Here is a 20,924-nt window from a genome sequence, read left to right as displayed (position 1 = left end):
AAACATCATGAAAAAAAATAGAGATGTAATAGTTTGGTCGAAGCAGGGCTGTAGTTACTGTAATGAGGTAAAAACGTATTTACAAGAGGTGGGTATACCTTACAAAACAGTGGATGTAACACATAATGATGCCTTCCGTGATATTCTCGATACAAAATATGGAATTCGCTATGTACCTGTTGTAGAAATTGGTTCAAGTGAAGATGGTATCTATCAAGCAGTTACAGAACTTGGTCTTGAGCATTTAAAGGCTGCACTAGCAGGAGAAAAAATACAGTCATAGGACGCAGATATAATTTTAATCATGGTTAAGTAGCACTATTTGAACTAATGAGCGCCTTTTTTCAGTTTTTTCAATCAATTATTTTTTAACCCACTGATATCGTTTGACAATTACCTGCAACTGTTGTTCTAACAGTTGCAAGTTTACTTATTGCAGTAATTGAAGGTATTACACTTTGCTGGGTTCATCACAGGCTGTTGTAGGTGCAGGAGCACGAGGTTTATACATTGCTAATACAAATGAGGAAGCGTTTGAGAGGTATCGGCCCTATTATGAAGGCTTTATGAGCACTGAAGCCTCAAAGGTGAATAATTCCCCATTTAAAAATTTAGAGGATCATATTGAGCGTGGCTCCGCATTAGTTGGTAGTCCAGATGCAATTATTGAAAAAATGATCAAGTATCATCATGCATTTAAGCATCAAGTCCAGATGCTTAGTGTAGAAGGGCTTGAATTGTCTGAGCAAAGTGAACAACTAGAGGCTTTGCAACCGAAATCATGCCTGTACTCAAAAAAGAACTTCCAAGCACGATTTGGGACAAAAACAAAATTTCACACTGCAATAAATACTACTATTCAACTAAGTTTATATTGATAAAAGCGAGGGATATTATGAAAAAAATAACATTTTTGAGTTTACTGCTGTTTACGTTACTTTTAACGGCTTGTACCAGCACAGAAAAGCTTGAGGGAGATACAAGTAAAAATGATACGGCACAGAGTGGAAAGGAAGTTCAAAAAATTATTGTAGGTACAGGTACACAATTTCCAAATATCTGCTTCTTAGATGACAAGGGAAATTTAACTGGTTATGATGTGGAGCTTGTTCGTGCAATTGATGAGAAGCTGCCAGAATATGAGTTTGAATTTAAGACAATGGAATTTTCAAATTTATTACTTAGTTTGGAAACAAGAAAAATCGATTTTATTGCGCATCAAATGGAAGTGAATAATGAACGCGAGGAGAAGTTCCTATTTAATAAAGAGCCTTATAATGTATTTCCATTAAAGGTAACGGTTAATGCAAAAAACAATGATATTCAATCTATTGATGATTTAAAAGAAAAAAATGTGAGTGTTTCTCCAACTAGTAATTCAGCAGTCTTTATTGAGAAATACAATAAGGAGCACAATCTAGGTGCTAATATCGTCTATTCATCAGGCTCAGTTGATGTAAATAATCAACTTGCGACAGGCCGTGTGGATGCCATTATTACAACACCATTTGCCGTGAAGTATTATAACGAAAACAATGAAGCACAGCAAAAGGTAGTGGGAGATGCATTATTAAATTCAAAAGTGTATTTCTTATTAAATAAAGATGAGGTTACCTTACAGCAACGCCTTGATGATGCTATCCGTGAATTGAAGGAAGATGGCGTTGTTAGTGAGCTAAGTAAAAAGTGGTTAGGTGATGATTATTCGGTGGACTTCTAAATAAATCAGAGAGGATGAAGGAAGTATGGCAAATGACTTTGACTTCGTGCTTATAGCAAAAGTACTTCCAATATTACTTCAGTATTTACCAGTAACACTTGAAATTTTAGTGTTCTCTATTCTTTTTGGCATGCTGCTTGGTATAGGTATCGCTATACCAAAGCTGCTTCATATCAACATTCTAAGGCAAATAATAACAATCTATATTTCGTTTATTCGTGGCACACCGATATTAGTACAATTATTTTTGGTATTTTATGGAATACCTGCTTTATTAAAGATTGTGCATATTGATGTAACAAGAATGGATGCCATGTATTTTGTCATTATTACTTACACGTTAAGTAATGCTGCTGCATTTGCAGAAATCTTTAGAGCCTCGATTTTAACGGTGGACAGAGGGCAAATAGAGGCTGCATATTCAGTAGGCTTAAATGGTACACAGGCATTTGTGAGGATTATATTTCCTCAGGCTCTTCGTGTTGCCTTTCCCAATATAGCGAACACGATGATTAGCTCCTTAAAAGATACATCTCTCGCATTTTCAATTGGTGTCATGGATATGGTCGGGAGAGGAGAAACGCTTATTGCCTCTACTACAAGGGCCCTAGAAATTTATTTGGCACTATCTATTGTCTATTATGTCATTGTGATGCTACTAGAAAAGTTATTAAAGAGTAATGAGCGCTATCTTAATCGCTATATGCCAAAGGAAGCTGTATCTAGTTAGGAGGTAAAAGTTATGACTATAGATTCTGCATTTATTTTCGAAGCTTTTAAAGAAATTAGTAAAGTATTGCCGTTGACCTTATTTATGACAGTTACACCAGTCTTATTGGGCATTATCATCGGTGTCATTGTAGCCTTTGTTCGAATCCAACAAACTAAATTTTTCGCACCGTTGTTAAACTTTTATGTATCTTTCTTTAGAGGCACACCTATTATTATGCACATAATGCTCGTTTATTTTGGAGTACCTATCATAGTGGATGTCCTTGCGAAAGCATTCGAACTAGATATTCAATCAAGCTCTATCCCTATACTATTTTTTGTTTTACTTGCATTGACATTGAGTGCAGGTGCCTATGCCTCCGAAATAATTCGATCAGGGATTTTAAGTGTACCTAAGGGGCAGTTAGAGGCAGCTTATGCAGTTGGTTTAACATTTTCGCAGGCAATGCGACGGTATATATTACCTCAAGCATTTAGTAAGTCAATCCCTAATTTTACCAATGTTTTTATAGGCTTTTTACATGCCACATCGCTAGCTTTTTTTCTTTCAGTAAAAGAATTAACAGGTGTAGCAAATATTGTAGCCTCTATTAATTTGAAATTTTTGGAGGCATTTATCGCTGTCGGTCTTATCTATTGGGGCGTTTCAGCCATCGTTGAATGGCTTGCTCATCGCCTTGAAAAAAGAGTGACTGCCTATAATAAGGGCGGCATATGACGAAATATTTCTGGTTCAACAATAAAGAAAGGGGAATAAACAATGACAGTAGTGGAAATAGTGATTGAACAGTTGAAAGATGAGGACCATGCACGTTATTTAGAGGTTCTTGTAGAGAGTTATTCACAATATGAGAAAGAATATAATAACCCAGAGGATTGGGCTTCATATTTAATTGCTATTCGTGCATCTGTAGGCAATTCTGATGCAGAAACAATTTTAGTGGCAAAGCAGGGAGATGAGATTTTAGGAGGGCTTCAGCTATTTACGGATTCTGAAAAGGCTTATGGTTTGCCCGAGCTTACTATACATTCTACCATTGTACGTTTACTTGGCGTGCATCCTAAGGGAAGGGGATTAGGCATTGCGAAAAAATTATTACATGAAAGCTTTGCCTTCGCACGTGCTCGTCAGGATCAAGCTTTATATTTACATTCGGGCGATATCATGCAGGTTGCCATCAATCTTTATTTATCATTAGGCTTTGTACGTGATGAGTCTAAGGATTTTCACAAGGGAGACAAACTGGTAAAAGGCTTCCGTTATGATTTGTAAAATGGAGTAAAGTATATTTAGTAACCTTCAGTACAAATATCTAATTAAAAGATTATTGATTGGCACAGCGGTGCTCTGATTCCTATAGAGTGTTAAATACTGCTGAGCCAAGTAATCTTCATTTATCAAGGTAGTTCACTGCTCTCAAGGAATTGCTCATACCTTACATACATGTTTTGCTCATGGTCAAAGGGAAAGGAACCAAGTTGGTTTCTTTCCCTTTGGCATTTTCATTTAAGCTCCTTATAGTTTTCCATAGGCTAAATAAGGGAAAAATCCCTCAAAAAATCGTTCAGTGGCAGGCATAAAATAAGAGCCGAAATGGAAATCAGGATCTAGTGTTGTAATAATCCATGTTCCGTTAGTAGAAACAGAATCAATGTAAAGTACAGCACCGCCATCCTCTGTTGTTACTAATATTTCCGCATTCTTAGGAGGCCAAAATACACCATGTTGATGCCAAGTACAATCAGCCAATGTTAAATAGTCTGCAAACATTGGATGGGTTGGTTTTTGTAACACTAAACCGCTAGAAGCACCATTGTCAAGCCACCACCAGAAATTGGTTGGTCTCTCCTCCCACTGCTGTTCTGGTAGCCAGTTCCATGGCTGTGGTCCAAATGCTACGACAATACCACCTCTTTCTGCAAACAAATGGATTTTCTCCACACTGTTAAGTAGAAGCCTGTTATTTAATTGTGAGGGAACAATTAATACGTCCAGATCATCTATTTCTGTTTCAAGAAAATGTGGATGATAAATGATTCGCTCTATATATTGATTAAATTTTGGTTCATGGAATGTTCGATAATGGGATTCATTACCACTGTAGATAACACCGATTTTTCTCATAGTTGTGGGTGCTCCTTTAAAGTTTGTACTTCTTCTTCTAGCCATGTTAAAAATTGAGGGCGAATACAGTCGGTTGATTTATTTTCATTGGAGTATCCTAATAAATCTCGCCCTGCATGAACTAGAATGGTGCCCTTTGTTGTTGCTCGATCAACATATGTAACAGGTTTACCATTTGCAAACGTAAGTAGTATTTCTGCATTTTCAGGTGGGTGATGATAGCCACGAGCAAAAAAACCTGCTACACCTTTTTTAAACGTCATATCTTCGGTTGTTACTCCATTGAAGATGGCTGTATTTGCGGTTGGAAAAACCTCATAGTCCTTATAATTTTGAATCAACTGAGGCATGAATAGTCCACAACCCGGCAGCCATTCACGAAATAAATGTCCGCAATATACCACAATTTTATTTTGTGCTAAAAAGTTAGCAATCTTCTCACGTTGGCTGTATAGAAATTCTTGATCAATGAAGTTAGGAATCATGAGAACATCCACTTTTTCTAAATCTTCTTGTACAAAATCATATTGATCAATGATTTTTGCTTCACTTCCAGTATCTTTTTGCATGCGACCATTTACTCCAAAAGCATGTCCAGGATCTAACTTTAATATGGTCATTAAGGCATTCATAGTCATTCCTCCTTGTTTATAATAGTTCAATGTTAAATGATATTAGAAAAATGTTTTGTGTGCAGTATAAAAGATGCATATGTCATTAATTTGACGTAAAAACCCTGTAAATAAAAGGAATTAAACAAATTATAATTGACATTGAAAATCATTATCAATATACTGTAGTAGGTATTTAATTGCAAATGATAATCATTATCAAAATAAAGAAAGGGTGAATGCTTTTTGAAGCCAATAGCTTATGTCGGTATTGATATTCAATTTTCAAGATTGACGGATGAGGATAGACGGCGCGGATTAACGTTTTTATATTTGTATGATTTACCTTATACAGATTTACGTGCCTATGCAGGATTAATTATTACAAATTTAGTAGAGGAGCAATTTTTGTTAGAACATAAAGTTATTCTAGATCAATACTTATATCAAGGTGGCGTTATTTTTTCTCTTACAGAGACTTCATTACCATGGTTGGTTGGTGTGCCAGAATGGAAACGGTCACCGATTCCACTAAAAGACCGTGAAATTATCATTAAAGAACCTATTCATCCTTTGTTTGCAGGAATAAATGCATATGATATTAACTATCGAAAAGGGGTTAGAGGTTTTTTCTCAAGAGGCTATTTTGAGAAAATTCCATTACATGCTGAGGTGCTTGTGACAGATCAAAGCGGTGCAACCATTATTTATGTTGATCGTGATTCAACAAATGGCACGATTTTTGCAGGAGCAGGGACGGATATTTATCGTGTTTTTATAGACGAAGAAAATTCCTCTCGTCAGTTAAGTTTACACATGCTGTCATGTATCCGTGAAGAGTATAAGCGCAATCAATTAAATGGGGTGAATGCACAATGATTGGGATTGTGACAAATGGATTACCTTTTCAGAAACGCTTTTTTGCAGAGCAGGAATTTCATTATTTATATGATGATATTTTACATATTCGTGAGTTACATCGGTATAATCTAGCGGATTATGACACTTTGATTTTATCGTGTCGCTTAGATCTTCCACATTTGAAGCGTTATCAGTCACAGTTAATAACTTTTTTAGAATCTGGAAAGAGACTTATTATTTTTGGTGAGATTTTAGATCACTGGTTTCCTACAATCGATTGGGAGGATTCGGAGGTTAATTTTAGCTGGTGGGTGCGTGATGGTGGTGATCTTCCAATGAATGAGCAAAATACCACACATCCGTTATTTAAATATGTCACGCTACGGGATATGAAATGGCATTATCATGGGTCATTTTTGCCACCAAAGGGTGCTAAATCATTATTAGATATACCAGATGGCCGCTCACTATTTTATATAGACAACGTCAGTTTTGCTGGCGAGTTAGTAGTGACAACGCTTGATCCAATGTTCCATATTGGACTTGGCTTTATCGATCAGTCTAAGCCCTTCTTACATGGGATTGCAAAATGGTTAAGAGAGGAAGAAAAACAATGAAAAAATATAGTTATTTGGCAACTTTAGCATTAACAGCAATGCTAGTGGCTTGTGGTAATCAGGATGAAGCATCAGTATCTAAATCATCTGCTGAATCTTCAAAATCAGAGGTACAAACTACTGCAGAAGAAAAGGTTGTAACGGATCAGCTTGGACGAGAAGTAACTGTACCAGGTAATATCGAGCGAGTTGTGACAGGCGGTATTTTACCTTATTTCTCTACATGGTATGTTGCTACAAATTCAACAAAAGAAATTGTTGGTATGCACCCTAACTCCTATAATGCTGCAAAAAATTCAATTTTAGCTAAAATCTCACCAGATGTATTAAAGGCAGAAACCTCTTTCGTGCAAAATGGGGAAGTAAATGTTGAAGAGTTAATGAAAATAAACCCTCAGCTATATGTTGAAATCTCTACTAATGAGGATTCCATTAATAAAATTACTGAAGCGGGTATTCCTGTTGTGGCTGTAAAAGCGATTGATGCAGCTGCTGCGGAGCCATTGGCAACATTTAATAGCTGGCTAACGTTAACAAGTCAAATGACAGGAACAACTGAGCGTGCGGATCGCTTCTTAGATGAGGGCAAAAAGGTTCAGTCTGAGCTTGATGCGAAATTAAAAGACGTAGCCGTTCAGGACAAGCCCCGTGCTATGATGTTGTTTATGCATAATGATAAGTCAATAACGGTGGGTGGCAAAAACTTTTTTGGTAATCAATGGCTTAATGCAACAGGTGCTATAGATGTTGCTGAAAATGATGTGCAAGGAAAAAAAGAAGTGAATATGGAGCAAATTTACGCATGGAATCCAGATATTATTTATATCACGAACTTTACCGAAACACAGCCAGAAGATCTGCTTAATAATAAGGTCAATGGGCAGGATTGGAGCCAGATCAAAGCAGTTCAAGACGGTAAAGTGTATAAAATTCCTTTAGGTATTTATCGCTGGTTCCCACCAAGTGGAGACGCCCCATTAATGCTAAAGTGGTTGGCACAAAAAAATCATCCAACATTATTTGATTATAAAATAGAAGATGAGATTAAGACTTATTACAAGGATTTTTACGAATTTGATATTTCTGATGATGAAATTCATTCTATATTAAACCCTTCTTCAGATGCAGCAAAGTATTAAGGATGAAGCAGTCATGAAGAAATGGAAAATAGCACTTTTATGGTTGCTGCCATTTATGATAGCAATCGTTTCTCTAGGTGTTGGACGATATGAAGTTAGCCTTGAGCATATTATTAAAATTTTGACCTCTCAAGTACTTCCTGTGGAACAGACATGGACGCAGATGGAGGAAACGGTCGTATTGAACATTCGTTTACCACGAATTTTGCTAGCGTTATTAATTGGCGGTGGTTTATCTATAGCTGGTGCAGGCTTCCAAGGGATGTTTGGAAATCCACTTGTATCACCAGATATATTGGGAGTTTCTGCTGGCGCAGGATTTGGAGCATCCCTAGGCATATTACTATTTGGACAAAACTTTACGGCACAAATATTGGCATTAATCTTTGGGTTAGGGGCAATTGGTTTTACTTATTTAATTGCTGGCGCTAAGAAAAATGCGCCTATTTTTATGTTTGTGCTGGCTGGTGTGGTGACCTCAGCCCTGTTTAATGCGCTAATTTCATTAACAAAATTTGTGGCTGATCCAGAGGAAAAACTACCTGCGATTACTTATTGGTTAATGGGGAGTCTTGGCACGGCAACCTATAAGGACTTATTTATTGGAGGACCGTTAATATTAATAGGGATTTTAGTATTGTACTTATTGCGTTGGCGTTTGAACATTTTAACATTGCCTGAAGATGAAGCAAAATCAATGGGTGTACCGGTGACACGGTTAAAATGGTTAGTAATTCTTGGGGCAACTTTAATTACAGCAGCATCTGTAGCAGTTGCAGGAATTGTCGGTTGGGTAGGCTTAATTATTCCACATGTGGCGCGTATGCTTGTTGGGAATAACAATCAATTTGTATTACCAGTATCCGTCGCAATCGGTAGTATATATTTATTAATCATTGATGATTTAGCACGCTCATTAACAGCAACGGAAATACCATTGTCTATTCTAACAGCCATTATTGGCGCCCCATTTTTCGCTTATTTATTACGCCGTTCAGGAGGTGGCTGGGCATGAAAATTGTAGTGGAAGACGGCAATTTTCATTACGAAAAACGACGAAAAAAATTACCAAACTTATATGCGCAAGATATCCATTTTTCCTTAGAGCCTGGTGAAATAATGGCGATCTTAGGTCCTAATGGGGCAGGGAAAACAACACTGTTAAAGTGCATTACAGGACTTCTTGAATGGAAGAAGGGGAAAACTTTAATAGATGGTCATCCACTAGAATCATTCAATCGTAAAGAACTTTGGAAGCGTGTTGGCTATGTACCTCAAGCCCATAAAATGGTCTTTGGTTTTTCTGTAGAAGAGCTTGTTATCATGGGTAGAGCCCCTTATATTAGTACACTTTCACAGCCGACTGCTAAAGATTTGGAAGCTGCTCATCAGGCGTTAGAGACGATAGGTATAGTACATCTTGCTAAAAAATCATGTAATGAAATCAGTGGCGGAGAGCTACAATTAGCCTTAATTGCAAGAACCCTTGTTTCCGAGCCAGAGGTTTTGATTTTAGATGAACCAGAGTCTCATTTGGATATTCAAAAGCAAATGATTATTTTACAAACGATTAAACGATTAGCCAGGGAGCGTGGGATTTCTTGTATTATCAATACCCATTACCCTAACCATGCATTTTATCTAGCAGATCGAGTGTTAATGACGGCGAAAGAAAAAGGGATCGTCTATGGAAATGTACAGGAAGTCATGACAGAAGTAAGGATGAAAGAATACTTTGGAATTGAATTAAAAAAAATAATAGTTGAAGAGGAAGATTACCTTGTTGAGACGATGATACCTCGTGCATTAGGTACAGAGCGTGGCAATCTTTAATAAAAAAACACGATCCCGTCTTAAAGACGAGATTGTGTTTTTTACAAGATTACATAGTGAAAATTTTTCCAGGGTTCATAATATTATGGGGATCAAGTGCTGCCTTTATGCTTTTCATCACTAAAAGGGATGTACCATGCTCTGTCGATTGGTATTTCATTTTGCCAATACCAACTCCATGCTCACCCGTACATGTGCCACCACGCAGTAAGGCATATTGCACAATATGTTCATTAAAGCGATCCGCTTGTGCGCGTTCGGCAGAATCATTTGGATCAAGCATTAGTAGTGCATGAAAGTTTCCATCTCCGACATGACCAACAATGCCACCTGCTAGCCCAACCTCTTCAAGTTGCTCACGTGCATATAAAATGGTTTCAGCTAATTTAGAAATCGGTACACATACATCAGTCGACATAAGCTTTTTCCCAGGATAAGCATGAATATATGCATAGGCTAAGGAATGGCGTGCCTGCCAGAGCTTATTGCGCGCTGCTGTATCATGCTCGAATTCAACTGAAAGACAATCAAAATCCTTGAAAATTTCTGTTGCAAATTCTATGTCAGCATGCATACCAGCTTCATTGCCGTGGAATTCTAAAAATAATGTAGGTTTTTCTTCATAAGACGTTTCGTTGTAAATATTTGCCTGTTTAATAGAGGCTTCATCGACCAGCTCAACACGGCCAATTGAAATTCCGACCTGCAATAATGCAGTTACTGCACTAACAGCATCGCCAACTGTTGCAAAAACTGCACGCCCTGCAGTTACAAATTCAGGAATTCCATAGACCTTCAACGTTAATTCTGTAAAGCAGCCAAGTGTGCCCTCTGAGCCAACAAATAGGCTATTTAAATGATAACCAGAAGATGATTTAGCAGCAAGGCTCCCTGTATGAATAACCGAGCCATCCGCTAGCACAACCTCTAAATCACGGACTTGATCACGCATAACCCCATAGCGCACTGCGGTGGTACCACTTGCATTGGTAGCAGCCATACCCCCTAATGTTGCATCAGCGCCAGGATCGACTGTAAATTGGAGTCCGTGTTTTTTTAATTCTTTATTCAATTGATCTCGAGTTACACCAGGTTGAACTTTTACCAGCAGGTCATCTGGCCGAATGTCTAAAATAGCATTCATTTCAGAGAAATCGATAGAAATACCATTGGCAATGGGGATTGCATTTCCTTCTAAGCTTGAGCCAACTCCGAAAGGTACGACTGGTACACGTTCCGCATGCGCGATTTTCAAGATGGCACTGACATCTGCTGTGGAACGAGGAAAGACAACGATATCTGGTAAGCTCATTGCATGATGAGACTCGTCCTTTCCATGAAGCTGTCGCACCGTTTCGTTTGTTGACACTTGTTCTTCTAATAAAACCTTTTTAAGTTGATTGATGATTAATTCTACAGCAACAGTCATTCCAATCCCTCCAAAATTTTCTGATAAGTAAAACTTTATCATGCATTTCTTGGAAATGGAATGAAATGTTTAGTAATTTTGTCTGAATGTAGTTGTAGTTGTTGTACAGGCAAAAAATGCGTCAGGATCTTGCATTCCTTACAGGAGACAACGGGCAGGTCTTCTAAAATATAGTATGCCTAAGTCCTCTATTCCAGTAAGTGTTTGGACACCTAAACCACACTATCTGCACTGTTTACTGAAATCAGTGAGCAAATGCTTTTTCTAGCTTTTGTACAAATGCATCCTGCTCAGCAGTACTAGATTGCTGCCACCACTTTTCAAAAAATACACCAAGCCCTGGTAGTAAATGCTCTTCACCACGACTGATCGCATCTTCAACAATATCTTTAAATTCAGCCGCTGTTTGACCATGTACGTTTGTTGTAATCGCATCTCTTATTTGAAAATTCATCTATTTCGCCTCCTTAGTGATAATTTGTCCAGCCTTTGAAGAAATATGTATAGAATGACAGATAAAACATACGATTTTTTATTATTCTATAAGAGTTCTCAATAAATATAGGCAGGGATTTATACAAAATTTCTAATCATATCAACAAAAGGAGTATTCGCCTCCTTCATAGTATAATAAGTAATATAGAAGCACCTAGGAATAAAGGACTGTGCATAGTCGTTAGGATAATAGGATGCCGCAGTGTCATAAGCTATCACCTGAACAGCCATTTGAAGAAGTATTAGAAAAAGTCCAGCCAATGATAACATCAATCTTTTTAAAGCTCCATATCTATAAAGATTATGATTATTACCGACATATTGCTTCGATAGCGGTATGGGAAGCTTGGTGTAAAGCAGATCCATTAAAAGGAATATTTACGGCTTATATCTATACAACCGTTAAGGGAGAGCTATTGAAGGAACTGACAAAAGAAGTGACATTCAAAGAGCTTCATACACCTATGGATGATGAAACCATAAATTATGTTCGGGATTTTGAAATCAATCAAAAACGCCCTGCGTATTTAGAAACCTTATTGGTTGATTTAAAGGAGGAAGAAAGAGCTATATTAATGCTTTTTTATATAGACGGTTATAATTATGTGGAGATCGCACAAGCATTACATTTATCAGTATCAGCTGTAAAAAAAAGACGCACTAGAATCATGAAAAAACTACGTGAGATGAGATCCTTTTTAGTAAAATAAAGGGATAAAGGAGCAAAAGTATGCTAATATCTAAATAAAATGAATATTAGCATACTTTCAATATTTGCATACAACTTCCAAGAAAAATGCTATGATTTGTAAGATGTCAAAAAAAAATACAATTTTTAAATTGATATTTTCAATAGGTAGATATATTTACCTATTGAATTTATTGATATGTACTTAGTATGGAGGGTTTGGATTGGAAAATTGGTTTAAGCATTTAGAAATTGAAAAGAAGGAGTTTTGGTATATTGTATTGCCTTTATTGCTAGTAATACCCTTATTAGGTTTTAGTAATCAGGTATATGGTATTTTTAAGGAAGAAAGTTATCTTTATTTGAATTTAGTTATACAAATACTCATTATTGTTTTTACTATGGCAATTGCCATTCAATCTTGGCTTGTTTTCTCACATCTACCATCAAATCAAACATTATACATAGGTAATTTGTTTTTTATCACCGCATTATTAGAATTGGCTAGTTTAGTAATTCATCAAAACTATTCCATTCATTCGAACTATGCGATAATGAGTATACATATCATAATGCGTTTATGCTTGGCTATTGGCTTTTTATTTATTATTGTAAAGCCAAAACAAAATATAGCGATGAATTATCGTTATTATACATATGGAAGTTCCTTATTATTGGTATTATTCAGCCTTTTTCTAGTGTATTTATCTTCAAGGCAATTATTGTTTGAGAATCAGTTGAATAAAGTAAATGATTTTGTTCATTTATTGTCTGCTGTTTTTCAGATTGTCACAATAGTGATTCTAAGTAAATATTTTAAAAAGCTACCAAAGCGTGTAATGTGGCTTATTAGTGCTGCCATCTATTTAATTTTTAGTGATATTTTCTTTGTTATTAGTAAGGATTTGCAATCTATTTGGGGATTTTCAGCACTGATTTATCAATTTTTTGCATTCTATTTTTTCTTAAAGGCCATTTATTATACAACTGTAGAAAAACCTTATCAGCAGCTTTTGAAAATCAAGCAGGATTTGGAGTATTCACAGCAAGAGCTTCATTTTCAAGCCTATCACGATGATATTACACAACTTCCGAATGAGCACTTATTATTGAAAACCTTAAAGGAAAGTTTACATGCAAATAACTATCAAAAGGCGATTATTGCCATCGAAATTGATCGATTAGCAGCAATTCGTGCATCAATAGGAATCAGCTATTCTAATAAGATGATGAAACTTGTTGCTGAAAGGATACAAGCAATATTACCTCCTCATTATTTTGCAACAAAGCTTAATGAAGGCCAGTTTATTATTTATATTAAGCATGTCAAAACAAGAGAAGAGCTATTACAATTCTGTTTAAATTTAAGAAATGTAATGAAAAAGCCCTTACAAGTACAGCTATTTTCACTTAATGGTAATCTTAATATAGGTATTGCCCTCTATGAAGAAGATTGTACAGGTGAAGAGCTTTTAATGCATGCACAATTAGCAATGAGAGAAGCCAGTCAGCTCCCTCAAAGATGTTTATTTTATAAATCTTATATGTCTAACGGAGTTACTGATCGTATTCTGATTGAGCAAGAGTTACATAAGGCATTGGCTAATCAGGAATTTTATTTGGATTTTCAACCACAGGTAAATTTAAAAACAGGTAAAATTGAATCTGTGGAAGCACTTGTGCGCTGGCGTCATCCAACACGTGGGTTTGTGGCTCCAGATCAGTTTATATCAATTGCTGAGGAATCAGGACTTATCATTCCGTTGGGAAAATGGATTTTAGAAACTGCTTGTGCTCAAGCTAAAGCTTGGGAGGAGCAAGGATTACCACCTATGAAGGTAGCCGTAAATCTTTCACTTGGGCAATTGTTTCAACAAGATTTAGTGCAGATGGTACAGGCAATCTTGCAGCGTACACGGTTAGAACCAAAGTATTTACAATTAGAAATCACGGAAAGTATGACGATGAATATTGATCAAATGACACAGCTACTATATGAATTAAAGGCACTGGGCATTCAAATTGCTGTGGATGATTTTGGAACTGGCTATTCCTCACTTTCCTATTTAAAGGATTTTCCGATTGATTGCTTAAAGATTGACCGAGCGTTTGTTCGGAATATTCAGCATAATCCAAATGATGAAGCACTTGTGTCCATGATTTTATCGATGGCGAAGCATTTGCGACTAAAGGTTGTTGCAGAGGGAATTGAGGAAGCCGAGCAGCTTGCTTTCCTTATTGAAGGAGATTGTGACTATATTCAGGGCTACTTATTCAGTAAACCGATTTCAGCTGAACAAATCTCTACTAACTTTAAAGATTTACACAGACATGCATTTGAAATTTTAACACAATTTACATATGTAGAAGATTACATTATTTGAGGTAAAGGTATGAAGAGCATACTATTAGCACTAGGCTATATAATATTTAGTACAACTTTTTTGTACGTATCTTTAAAAGCTTTGATTTTTTCTACAATGAGTAATTCCTTTCCGAATATTCCATTTGTTATTATAGGAATTCTAATGATCATGATTACAGTAACAGTAGGATTATTCCTACGAAGATTTGCTAATGATAGTAAAAATCTGATGCTAGTCTTAACAGTCATTTCGTGGATTTTAGTGTTATTCCTATTTTGGCATTTTTAATATCATATTGGTAAAAATCCGCTACAATATGATGCACGGAAGTAAGTGTTTACCTTCTATAAATGGAGGATTTTGGATTATTAGAAAAAGAATACTTCCACTTCTAAAGCAATTTTTCCTATTTAGCAGATGCGCAAATAAATCAAAATAAAGCCCCAGCAGATGTCACGGATTTTGATGAGGCTCGAAAAAATCCGAACGTATTGTTTATCTGTCGAAAGCGAAGCGACAGCAACAATTATGCTGGGGTGTAATTGATTAATGCATAAGATACTCTTCTTTTAATTCTCCTATATCCACCTCAGATCGCTCCTCTAAAGAACGTCGTAAATGAACAGTTGCTGTTTTCCCATCGTCATGAAGCTTATCAATCCAGATAGATACGCCATTATAACTTACTTCGTACTCTAATGGAGAGGCGACTATTTCTTGTGCACGTTTAAGATCCACTTGAAGTCCCCCTTATTTTTTTGACTTACCCTCTTTAGAAACTGAATGAATAAGTTCCATAAATTCTTTAGAAAACTCTTCACTCACTTTGTTGGGCGCTATTTTTTGGTTTTTTGGTGTTTGAGGTAAAGCCCCTTTGTTGGCGCTTTTCCCTTGTTTATTATCTCTTCCCATGTTAGTTTCTCCTTTCGTTTTGATATTTCTTAATATGGCTTTTGAATCGGATTTTTATCAAGGGGAAATCTAGGGAACAGAAAGAATTTAATGTAAAACAGCTAAGAATTATTTTTGGGAAAATAGGTAACCTTATAGTGAGAGTTTTTTTATGGAAAAATCATTATTTAATAGCACCCAATTTTGTGGGAAAGGAAAACCTAATGCCCAATAGCTAATCCCTCTGAGATTATATTGTCGTACCATATCAAATTTAGCTTGTGCACTTCGAGCATCTTCAAACCAAACTTCGTGTTGTTTCCCATGTTCATCTACATAGCGAAAATATGGTGATTGTGCAACTCGATCATATTGAATGGTTGCACCATATTTTATTGCCCGATTCACAGCCTCTTGAGGACTGAAGGTTTCTGCTTCTTGCCCTTTAACATGTGGTAAAAGCCAATCACGAGCATAAACCTCAAAGCCTAAAAGTATTTTTTCAGCAGGCATAACAGATAATGCATATTCCACAACTTTCCTCATTTCATTAATGGGAGATATTGCTTGTGGCGGACCAAGTCGATACCCCCATTCATAGGTCATCAATACTACAAAATCTGCAATTTTCCCATGTGCTTCATAATCATGTGCCTCATACAATGTTCCTGCCTGTGTTGCACTTGTTTTTGGTGCAAGTGCGGTAGATACTAAATAACCTTTAGGGTGAAGACGGTCAACAGCTAGTTGAAGAAAGGCAGTATAATTTTCTCGATCTGCTGGAAGGACGTATTCAAAATCAATATTTAAAACTTTATAGCCCTTCTCCTGCATTACTTGCAGCGTATTCGTAATCACTTTTTCACGTAATGCTGCGCTTGATAAAATAACATGTGATAAGTTAGAGCCTGTTTCAGTAGAAGTTAGGTTTGTAAGGGTTAACATAGGTGTAATGTTTTTTGCATTGGCAGCAGCAATCATTTCTTGATCATCGGGCGGTTCTAAAGTCCCATCCTCCTTTATCAAATAAGCAAAAGGACTGAAATAAGTAAGAAGATGACCGATGGCGTTTATAGACTGAACCGCTTCTTTTGGTGTTTCATACGTATAGGCGTTTACTTCAATTATAGGCTTTGCTCTCGGAATGATTAAATGTGCTCCCACATAAATCAGATTTGGATTTGAAATGCCATTTTCAACGGCAATGGCTTGAACAGTCGTCCCATATTGATGAGCAATTTGGGATAACGTCTCTCCAGGTTGTACGATATGAATAACGGGTGGAATTACTAACTGAGTGCCAGACGTTAACAAATCAGGGTTAGTTAAATGATTGACAGAGACAATAGATTGAATCGATACGTTATATTGTTGTGCAATCGACCATAAAGTTTCTCCTTTTTTGACTGTATGAGTTGTATAGAGAGAGGGAATAACGAGTGATTGTCCGATTACTAATTGGTCTGGATTAGATAATCCATTTAATTGAATAATCTCTTGTATAGGTACGGAATAGTGGTTTGCTATTTGCCATAGTGTTTCACCTGCACTTACCACATGTATAATCATTGGACACCTCCAAAGTAGTTTTCATATTGCATCATATGTATAAAGGGAGAAAATGAGTATTTTTCTGAAAAAGCCTTATCTCTTTTCTGTGGATTCAGTGAAGCTACTTGAGTCTCTTCATAACTAATAAAATATTTTATAGTTCAAATTCTTTCCAAGTGATTTGCATAGGATAGAGCATATGCATTGATTATTTGAGAAAGGAGCTGTCTTTTGAAGAAAGTAAAGCTCACTGGAAGAATCGTTACCCCTGATGATCCGGGATATGAACAGGCAAGAACTAATAATAACTTAAATAATCCAAAATATCCGAGCATCATTGTGTTTTGTCAAAATACAAAAGACGTAATAAATGCTTTAAGCTGGGCAAGGGAAAATAATGAACCATTTCGAATAAGAAGTGGCAGGCATAGCTATGAAAATTATTCATTATTAAATAAAGGTCTTGTTATTGATATTAGTGATATGAATGGCATTCATCTCAATCTTCAGGAAATGACAGTGAAAATTGAAGCTGGAGCAAATCTTGGAAGCGTGTATCGTAGATTAGGGGAACAAGGTGTCACAATCCCTGCTGGAACAGAAAGCAGTGTGGGCGTCGTGGGTTTAACACTTGGGGGAGGTATCGGGATGCTATCTCGTCCATTTGGGTTAACTTGTGATAATTTGATTGAAATTGAGATGGTGGGTGCAAGTGGTCATGAAGGAGCAACAATTATTCAAGCAAACAGGCAGAAAAACAGTGATTTATTGTGGGCTAGTTGTGGAGGTGGTGGTGGCAATTTTGGTATCGTAACTGCACTTACCTTTAAACTACATCCAATTAGTAATGTTGCTATTTTTTCTATTACATGGAGTTGGGAGGATTTTGAACGTGCCTTTGATGCTTGGCAAAAATGGGCGCCGTATACAGATAAACGCTTAACGTCCCAGATTGAGCTTAAATCAAAGGAGATAGGTGAAATTGTTGCGCAAGGAGAGTTTGTCGGTTCTGCTTCGGAGTTAAAGAAATTACTACGTCCTTTAAGGAAAACAGGAACACCTATTAATATATGGATAAAGGAAGTCCCTTATTTAAAGGCTGTAGAATTTTTTGATATACCAAGTGGCAACCAGCCAGCCTTTCGTAAAAGATCTGGTTCTTTTATTGAAAGACCATTTCCACACGTTGCCATTGCACAAATGAAAGAATTCTTAGCTAAACCACCAAATAGAAATACAACGATATGGCAGCAATCTTTAGGAGGTGCTGTAGGCCAAGTTGCACCTAATCGTACAGCCTATTATTATAGAAATGCTTTAATGGCACAGGAGTACAATACTTCTTGGAAAAAACCTAAAGAAGAAGACAAAAACATACTGTGGGTGGAAAATGTCAGACAGGCTTTGTCTCCATACACTACTGGAGATTATGTCAATTTCCCTGATCGCTTTATTAAAGATTGGCTGACTGCCTATTATGGCCGTAATATTCGTAGATTAAGAGAGATCAAGTCAAAATATGATCCTTTCAATGTGTTTCATTTTCCTCAAATTATCCCAACCAATCGAAAATGGCTTTAGATAATGAATAAAAAGGGCAGGATGCTGAAAATTAGCTATGCATGCTGCTCTTTTCTATGAATAATTCTCTTGATAATTATTGTCCTGCACGTCAAAATGAAGATATTACATATTTTTCTAAAGGGAGTAAATGCGATGATTGATGTAATGGTTCGTAATAATGTGAAAATAATTGGTAACGGAAACCAGCCTATTATTTTTGCACATGGCTTTGGCTGCGATCAAGATATGTGGAGGTTCATTACACCTGCTTTTGAAGAAAATTATCAAGTAATATTGTTTGATTATGTTGGTTCTGGTAATTCAGATTTACATGCCTATAACTCTGAAAAATATAATTCTTTACAAGGGTATGTCCAAGATATTTTAGACATTGTCGAAGCATTAAAACTGAGAGATATTCTATTCATTGGACATTCGATTAGCTCGATGATAGGGATGTTAGCTTCGATTGAACAACCTGCATCTTTCAAAAAATTAATAATGATTGGACCATCACCGTGTTATTTAAATGATGGTGATTATCGTGGCGGTTTTGAACAAAGTGACATTACAGAGTTATTGGATATGATGGAAATGAATTTTGTCGGCTGGGCAAGCTATATGGCACCGATTGCTATGAACAATCCTGAGGTTCCTAAATTATCACAGGAATTAGAGCAAACATTTATGGCTGCAAATCCTGAGATTGCTAGAGAATTTGCAGAAGTGACCTTCTTATCAGATTATCGTGATGACCTTGCAAAAATGAATGTACCTACACTTATTATGCAGTGCTCTGACGATAGCATAGTACCTATTGAGGTAGGGGAATATTTACATAGTCATCTGAAAAATAGCACATTCCAGTTGATGAAGGCGAAGGGACATTACCCGCATATTAGTCATCCAGAGGAAACGATACGCTGTATCACAGAATTTTTGTGAAAGGATATTTAAAATGGAAAAAAGATTGAACTATGCGCCTTGTGGTTTTCTTTCTATCTCCCATGAAGGGATTATCACAGATATAAATCAAACCTTTCTTCAATGGATGGGCTATGAGCAGGAGGATTTGATAAATAAACATATAGAAATTCTTATGTCTACTCCAAATAAATTGATATTTCATTCTTATTTTTATCCGAACATTAATTTAAACGAACATATTGAGGAGCTATTTATCAGCTTGAAGCATCGTGATGGATTGTCCATTCCTTTTCTATTGAATGCTAAGTTATTTACAGAAAACAAATTGGAGTATATAGATTGCATTCTAGTAAAGATGAAAAAGCGAATTGACTATGAACTCGAATTACGTTCAACAAAAAAACAAATGGAAGCTGCCTATCTGGAGAAGAACCAGGCTTTAGCAAAATTAGAGCAAATTCATTTAGAAATCGAACAAAAACAGGCTGAGTTACTTTCTATGAATGCAACATTAGTAGAATTATCCATAACAGATAAACTAACTGGTTTGAAGAATAGGAGATTTTTCCAAGAAAAACTAGAAGAACAGTTGTCCAACTATGAAAAATCAGCTTCTCATTTCTCACTTTTTATTTTAGACATTGATCACTTCAAAAAGGTAAATGATACATTTGGCCATCAAGCAGGAGACGAAGTTCTTGCACAATTAGCACAACTATTAATAAATCAAGCACGTTCACTAGATATCGTTGCACGTTATGGTGGAGAGGAATTTGTTGTAATTTTACCTGAAACTAATCAGGACGAGACAAAAGTTATTGCAGAACAATTGCGACAAGCTGTAGAAGAAGCAGAGTGGCAAACTGGGCGAATCACAGTGAGTGTCGGTATAGCCACAGTTAACAAAACGGATAATGAGACTACCATTTTACAAAGAGCTGACAAGGCTTTATATGCTTCTAAGGAGAATGGTCGAAACCGCGTAACACATAGTACGGATTTAACAAGTATTTAGAGGGAAACTTTTTTCAAATTATAAAAAAGATGATGATTAAGAGGATTACTTAATTGTCATCTTTTTGTGTGCGCCCGGCATGTGCATGAACTATAGGGTGTAAGTCCCGAACCCCGAAGACAGAAGTAGAGGTTAGCCAAGAGCAAGGGTGTCCGAGGCGACTCGGAATCTGAAGGAAGCTGGCGGCAAAACACCGGTCCGAGGAACACGAATCTCATAGAAGGCTAGGTATGACTGGATGAGTTTGCACAACAAAACAAAGTCCTTTCTGTCGAAGGTCATATCGAGTAAATGAGGCGGATAGATGGTGTGAAAGTGCATGCGCTTACCCGGGGAGATCTGATGGAAACGTGAAGTACCC

General features: G+C 36.6%; 25 protein-coding genes. 17 read left to right on the top strand and 8 right to left on the bottom strand.

Going from position 1 to position 20,924, the window contains the following annotated elements:
- Window positions 1-7: 7 nt before the first annotated feature.
- The 6 genes from AC1RNS_RS10490 (at window position 8) to AC1RNS_RS10465 (ending at window position 3,725) form a co-directional block, all read left to right on the top strand.
- Window positions 8-283 (top strand): glutaredoxin family protein, encoded by a 276-nt coding sequence (locus AC1RNS_RS10490; protein WP_492992442.1) that lies wholly within the window; start codon window positions 8-10, stop codon window positions 281-283.
- 175 nt (window positions 284-458) lie between these two features.
- Complete coding sequence (locus AC1RNS_RS10485) at window positions 459-878, top strand: hypothetical protein (RefSeq protein ID WP_492992441.1); 420 nt, start codon at window positions 459-461, stop codon at window positions 876-878.
- 17 nt (window positions 879-895) lie between these two features.
- On the top strand, window positions 896-1,720 hold the full coding sequence (locus AC1RNS_RS10480; RefSeq protein ID WP_492992439.1) for a transporter substrate-binding domain-containing protein: 825 nt from the start codon (window positions 896-898) through the stop codon (window positions 1,718-1,720).
- Between the two features lie 25 nt (window positions 1,721-1,745).
- Complete coding sequence (locus tag AC1RNS_RS10475; protein ID WP_492992438.1) at window positions 1,746-2,450, top strand: amino acid ABC transporter permease; 705 nt, start codon at window positions 1,746-1,748, stop codon at window positions 2,448-2,450.
- 12 nt (window positions 2,451-2,462) lie between these two features.
- Window positions 2,463-3,170 (top strand): amino acid ABC transporter permease, encoded by a 708-nt coding sequence (locus AC1RNS_RS10470; protein WP_492992436.1) that lies wholly within the window; start codon window positions 2,463-2,465, stop codon window positions 3,168-3,170.
- Window positions 3,171-3,212: 42 nt separating this feature from the next.
- Complete coding sequence (locus tag AC1RNS_RS10465) at window positions 3,213-3,725, top strand: GNAT family N-acetyltransferase (protein ID WP_492992435.1); 513 nt, start codon at window positions 3,213-3,215, stop codon at window positions 3,723-3,725.
- A 243-nt stretch (window positions 3,726-3,968) separates the two neighbouring features.
- Here AC1RNS_RS10465 and AC1RNS_RS10460 read toward each other — a convergent pair whose 3' ends face one another.
- Entirely contained in the window at window positions 3,969-4,577 is a 609-nt protein-coding gene (locus AC1RNS_RS10460) for a hypothetical protein (protein WP_492992434.1), read from the bottom strand.
- Window positions 4,574-5,209, bottom strand: coding sequence for a hypothetical protein (locus AC1RNS_RS10455; protein ID WP_492992433.1), 636 nt, complete (start codon window positions 5,207-5,209; stop codon window positions 4,574-4,576). Before AC1RNS_RS10455 ends, AC1RNS_RS10460 begins: the two co-directional genes overlap by 4 nt.
- A 225-nt stretch (window positions 5,210-5,434) precedes the next feature.
- On the opposite strand from AC1RNS_RS10455, the gene AC1RNS_RS10450 reads away from it, so the two are divergent.
- The 5 genes from AC1RNS_RS10450 to AC1RNS_RS10430 are packed head-to-tail and all read left to right on the top strand — an operon-like array spanning window position 5,435 to window position 9,638.
- Complete coding sequence (locus AC1RNS_RS10450) at window positions 5,435-6,067, top strand: hypothetical protein (RefSeq protein WP_492992431.1); 633 nt, start codon at window positions 5,435-5,437, stop codon at window positions 6,065-6,067.
- On the top strand, window positions 6,064-6,666 hold the full coding sequence (locus tag AC1RNS_RS10445; protein WP_492992429.1) for a hypothetical protein: 603 nt from the start codon (window positions 6,064-6,066) through the stop codon (window positions 6,664-6,666). Before AC1RNS_RS10450 ends, AC1RNS_RS10445 begins: the two co-directional genes overlap by 4 nt.
- Window positions 6,663-7,805: an ABC transporter substrate-binding protein gene (locus AC1RNS_RS10440; protein ID WP_492992427.1), complete on the top strand. Its 1,143-nt coding sequence runs from the start codon at window positions 6,663-6,665 to the stop codon at window positions 7,803-7,805. The genes AC1RNS_RS10445 and AC1RNS_RS10440 overlap by 4 nt, the downstream gene beginning before the upstream one ends.
- 13 nt (window positions 7,806-7,818) lie before the next feature.
- Entirely contained in the window at window positions 7,819-8,820 is a 1,002-nt protein-coding gene (locus AC1RNS_RS10435; RefSeq protein WP_492992426.1) for a FecCD family ABC transporter permease, read from the top strand.
- The gene (locus AC1RNS_RS10430; RefSeq protein WP_492992425.1) at window positions 8,817-9,638 is read left to right on the top strand and encodes an ABC transporter ATP-binding protein; all 822 of its coding nucleotides are present in this window, start codon (window positions 8,817-8,819) and stop codon (window positions 9,636-9,638) included. The genes AC1RNS_RS10435 and AC1RNS_RS10430 overlap by 4 nt, the downstream gene beginning before the upstream one ends.
- A 49-nt stretch (window positions 9,639-9,687) precedes the next feature.
- Here the strand turns inward: AC1RNS_RS10430 and AC1RNS_RS10425 are convergent, their stop codons facing one another.
- Both AC1RNS_RS10425 and sspI read right to left on the bottom strand, forming a co-directional pair.
- Window positions 9,688-11,067: an FAD-binding oxidoreductase gene (locus AC1RNS_RS10425; protein ID WP_492992424.1), complete on the bottom strand. Its 1,380-nt coding sequence runs from the start codon at window positions 11,065-11,067 to the stop codon at window positions 9,688-9,690.
- 244 nt (window positions 11,068-11,311) lie between these two features.
- Window positions 11,312-11,521: a small acid-soluble spore protein SspI gene (sspI, locus tag AC1RNS_RS10420; RefSeq protein ID WP_427548201.1), complete on the bottom strand. Its 210-nt coding sequence runs from the start codon at window positions 11,519-11,521 to the stop codon at window positions 11,312-11,314.
- A gap of 235 nt (window positions 11,522-11,756) precedes the next feature.
- Here sspI and AC1RNS_RS10415 point away from each other — a divergent pair, with 235 nt between their 5' ends.
- The 3 genes from AC1RNS_RS10415 (at window position 11,757) to AC1RNS_RS10405 (ending at window position 14,904) form a co-directional block, all read left to right on the top strand.
- Window positions 11,757-12,272, top strand: coding sequence for an RNA polymerase sigma factor (locus AC1RNS_RS10415; protein WP_492992422.1), 516 nt, complete (start codon window positions 11,757-11,759; stop codon window positions 12,270-12,272).
- A gap of 253 nt (window positions 12,273-12,525) precedes the next feature.
- Window positions 12,526-14,634: a bifunctional diguanylate cyclase/phosphodiesterase gene (locus tag AC1RNS_RS10410; protein WP_492992615.1), complete on the top strand. Its 2,109-nt coding sequence runs from the start codon at window positions 12,526-12,528 to the stop codon at window positions 14,632-14,634.
- A 9-nt stretch (window positions 14,635-14,643) separates the two neighbouring features.
- Window positions 14,644-14,904 carry a hypothetical protein gene (locus AC1RNS_RS10405; protein WP_492992421.1) on the top strand — a complete coding sequence of 87 codons (261 nt, stop codon included), beginning with the start codon at window positions 14,644-14,646 and terminating at the stop codon, window positions 14,902-14,904.
- A 258-nt stretch (window positions 14,905-15,162) separates the two neighbouring features.
- On the opposite strand, the gene AC1RNS_RS10400 is transcribed toward AC1RNS_RS10405, so the two are convergent.
- The 3 genes from AC1RNS_RS10400 to AC1RNS_RS10390 all read right to left on the bottom strand — a co-directional run bounded on the left by AC1RNS_RS10400 (window position 15,163) and on the right by AC1RNS_RS10390 (window position 17,076).
- On the bottom strand, window positions 15,163-15,354 hold the full coding sequence (locus AC1RNS_RS10400; protein ID WP_492447793.1) for an H-type small acid-soluble spore protein: 192 nt from the start codon (window positions 15,352-15,354) through the stop codon (window positions 15,163-15,165).
- Window positions 15,355-15,366: 12 nt separating this feature from the next.
- Window positions 15,367-15,528, bottom strand: a complete 162-nt coding sequence (locus AC1RNS_RS10395) for a YfhD family protein (protein ID WP_492992420.1) — start codon at window positions 15,526-15,528, stop codon at window positions 15,367-15,369.
- A gap of 132 nt (window positions 15,529-15,660) precedes the next feature.
- Window positions 15,661-17,076 carry a glycoside hydrolase family 18 protein gene (locus AC1RNS_RS10390; protein ID WP_492992418.1) on the bottom strand — a complete coding sequence of 472 codons (1,416 nt, stop codon included), beginning with the start codon at window positions 17,074-17,076 and terminating at the stop codon, window positions 15,661-15,663.
- Window positions 17,077-17,289: 213 nt separating this feature from the next.
- On the opposite strand from AC1RNS_RS10390, the gene AC1RNS_RS10385 reads away from it, so the two are divergent.
- From AC1RNS_RS10385 to AC1RNS_RS10375, 3 genes are all read left to right on the top strand, one after another.
- Window positions 17,290-18,639, top strand: a complete 1,350-nt coding sequence (locus AC1RNS_RS10385) for an FAD-binding oxidoreductase (protein ID WP_492992417.1) — start codon at window positions 17,290-17,292, stop codon at window positions 18,637-18,639.
- Between the two features lie 135 nt (window positions 18,640-18,774).
- A complete protein-coding gene (locus AC1RNS_RS10380; RefSeq protein WP_492992416.1) occupies window positions 18,775-19,566 on the top strand; it encodes an alpha/beta fold hydrolase in 792 nt (263 codons plus the stop codon).
- Window positions 19,567-19,579: 13 nt separating this feature from the next.
- Window positions 19,580-20,563 (top strand): diguanylate cyclase, encoded by a 984-nt coding sequence (locus AC1RNS_RS10375; protein ID WP_492992414.1) that lies wholly within the window; start codon window positions 19,580-19,582, stop codon window positions 20,561-20,563.
- Between the two features lie 132 nt (window positions 20,564-20,695).
- Here AC1RNS_RS10375 and AC1RNS_RS10370 read toward each other — a convergent pair.
- Window positions 20,696-20,924 (bottom strand): hypothetical protein (locus AC1RNS_RS10370; RefSeq protein WP_492992413.1); only part of this gene is annotated, 229 nt, incomplete at its 5' end.

The sequence above is a fragment of the Lysinibacillus sp. GW821-FHT14F06 genome (assembly GCF_058803665.1).
Note: the sequence above shows the minus strand (reverse complement) of the source record. Positions and strands in the feature narration are given on the sequence as shown.